At 42.9% G+C, this 2,472-nt stretch carries 2 protein-coding genes and 1 pseudogene; 1 reads left to right on the plus strand and 2 read right to left on the minus strand.

The window, feature by feature from the left end:
- Positions 1 to 344: 344 nt before the first annotated feature.
- Together AC1DWB_RS33580 and AC1DWB_RS33585 are read right to left on the minus strand one after the other, a co-directional pair.
- Positions 345 to 569: a hypothetical protein gene (locus AC1DWB_RS33580; protein WP_477545426.1), complete on the minus strand. Its 225-nt coding sequence runs from the start codon at positions 567 to 569 to the stop codon at positions 345 to 347.
- 508 nt (positions 570 to 1,077) lie between these two features.
- Positions 1,078 to 1,962 (minus strand): AraC family transcriptional regulator, encoded by an 885-nt coding sequence (locus tag AC1DWB_RS33585; protein ID WP_477545427.1) that lies wholly within the window; start codon positions 1,960 to 1,962, stop codon positions 1,078 to 1,080.
- A gap of 191 nt (positions 1,963 to 2,153) precedes the next feature.
- On the opposite strand from AC1DWB_RS33585, the pseudogene AC1DWB_RS33590 reads away from it, so the two are divergent.
- Positions 2,154 to 2,472, plus strand: a pseudogene (locus AC1DWB_RS33590) (hypothetical protein); the annotation flags it as partial.

Raw genomic sequence — 2,472 nt, forward strand, 5'->3', positions numbered from 1 at the left:
GATGAGAAGTGGTAATTCGTTCAATTCGTTGATTTTGCCCTTCTGTTTGTTTAAACTTCATAGTTAGAGCGCCTCCTTGATGGTGTTGGGTCTTGAACCCGTGGACATACCCATCATACCGAGGCGCTCCTTTTTTTGACAAAGGCTATTTCTTAGCCTTAACAGGAATGTTTAGCGTAGCGAGGCTACCGATCGATCCCGCGGCAGCCTCGTAATGTAGTTTATTCAGCTTCGTACCCATCGAGTAATGATATCAACCCACATTTCGCACATGGGACACGTGCGAAATGTGGGATATCTATGTGGTGCGGGTTTGCAGCCACTGCATAGTTAAGATTAATTCGTTACGGTCTTGCTTTGGCTTGTGAATTCTTCCCCTCATGATAGTCTTCCCATAGTGGGCCGATGTATTTTTCTAATGTTTTTACGACATCATCTCTTCGGCTCTCTTCGACATTTACAGTGTCATTTGAAATATTATTTCTAATTCGTATGAGAACAAATAAAGGGGGTAATTCAGCCTCACGGAGTGCCTTAATCATGTTTTCTTCTTGTGGAGTAATATCCATAAAGTATCTTATTTCCTTTCTTGTGGATTTCTGCTCGATATAATCTATGGTGTCCTTGTTTGAACGAGCTAGCAAAAAGCTACTCTTGTTTTACTCTTTTTCGACGAGAAAGTGATATCCCACCAAAGCCGCTAATGACCGCAATGTAAAACCCTAAATCGTACAACCAGCCTGAGTTATATATTTCATATACTCTAATATGGTGTTTGAAAATGCCAATAATGAGTGAAACAGGTGCAACCCAGCCATGCCATATCCCCCAGAATAACCCTGCGGGATTATGAGCATTATTGACTCCATCTCCAGGCACACACCCYGTTAGTGAGAGAGCAGTAAAAGTCATTAGTACCATTATTAATAAATACCTTATTTTCATAACTCGGCACCATCCAATCTACAAGTTTAGCTCAGCAATTTTGTAGAAACTATTATTGCTCTTATATAGGTCGCCTCCATTCGGCTGTTTCGGGAGTTCCGACATCCGGCTGGAGCGCCTTTTTTCTGCGATCTATTCGAGAAACTTAATCCGGTATTCCCGGGGGGTAAGTCCGATTTGCAATTTAAACATCTTGTTGTAGTAGCTCAAATCGTGTATGCCGACGCGCTCCGCCACGTCGATAATTTTGTCGTCGGTTTCGCGAAGCAATTTGAGCGAGGCATGGATGCGAACTTCGTTCCGGTACTCGATAAACGTTTTGCCTGTCGTTTGTTTAAACCTGGCAATAAAGTTGGTTTGACCCATTCCGCACATTTGGCGTACTTGTTCCAGATTAATTTGCTGGGAATAATTTTGTTCCAAATATTCGCACAACTGCTGAATGATGGTTGATTCGGCCTGTTTGGACTGAGGCTCGACTAGTCGTTCTTCATAACGGCGGCTTAGCCATACAAGCAGATCAATCAATAGGGCTTTAATGGAAATGCGGTATCCCAATGGCTTTTTGTCGAATTCCTTTACGATTCGCTCCAGTCGCTGTTTCATCTCGAGTCCTTCCATGGGGGTTAAGTTCAAGTGGGATTTAAAATCGAGCTCTTCCCGCAGAAACGTTTCGACATAAAAAAAGTTGTGAAACGGAGTTACGCTTGACAACGCTTGCAATTCGGAAGTCAGAAGAGAGGGCAGCAGCAAAATGTTATAGATGTCCAGAGGTTTCGGACCATTTACGCGATAATCATGTTCTGCATAAGGAGGAACGACGAAAATATCGCCTGCCGCTATCGGATAAGAATGTCCTCTATATACATGCTCACCACACCCATCATACACATAAACCAATTCGATAAAGTCATGGACGTGGGGAAGCTTCTCCCTTTGAGGTATAGTGGAAAACGGTGACGCGAAGAAAGGAAACTCTTTGCTTTCAAGGAAATAATCTTTAGAGTAAAGAAGCATCGGTCGTCCCCCTATCCTATCGGTGGTTTTAGTATACATTCATTATTCTAGAAGAAAAAAATACCCATGGCAACCAAAGCAAGCGATGGATCGCCCATAATAAACGAAAAATTCTCCAAGAAGTTAGTAGATTGATCTTGTATGATACACAAGAAAGCGTATACAAACAACAAAAAAAGGGAGGCATTACGATGGGAAAGCGATTTACTATGCTCGCCAGTATGTTCACTATGATTACTTTATTGGTTTCGGCATGCGGCGGAGCTAAAAACGAATCGTCGTCCGGAAACGGAGAGAAAGCGGCGAATCTAACGAAATCGTATGCGGATGAGCCGGCGGATCTGGTCGTATACGGTTCGCCGGGCGGTACGGAAGACATGTGGAACGAGAGATGGGGAGATATGTTGAAGAAGAAATTCCCCAATTACAAATTTACTTACATTCAAAGAACGAGCACGAACACGCCTGAAAATTTTATTGCGAACGGGACCCAGATAGACATCATTATTG

The organism is Paenibacillus sp. P4_E11, assembly GCF_056401635.1.

Bases quoted from the DNA above. Each gene is read 5' to 3' on its own strand.
- AC1DWB_RS33585 (WP_477545427.1), bottom strand. From the start codon at position 1,962: ATGCTTCTTTACTCTAAAGATTATTTCCTTGAAAGCAAAGAGTTTCCT.
- AC1DWB_RS33580 (WP_477545426.1), bottom strand. From the start codon at position 569: ATGGATATTACTCCACAAGAAGAAAACATGATTAAGGCACTCCGTGAG.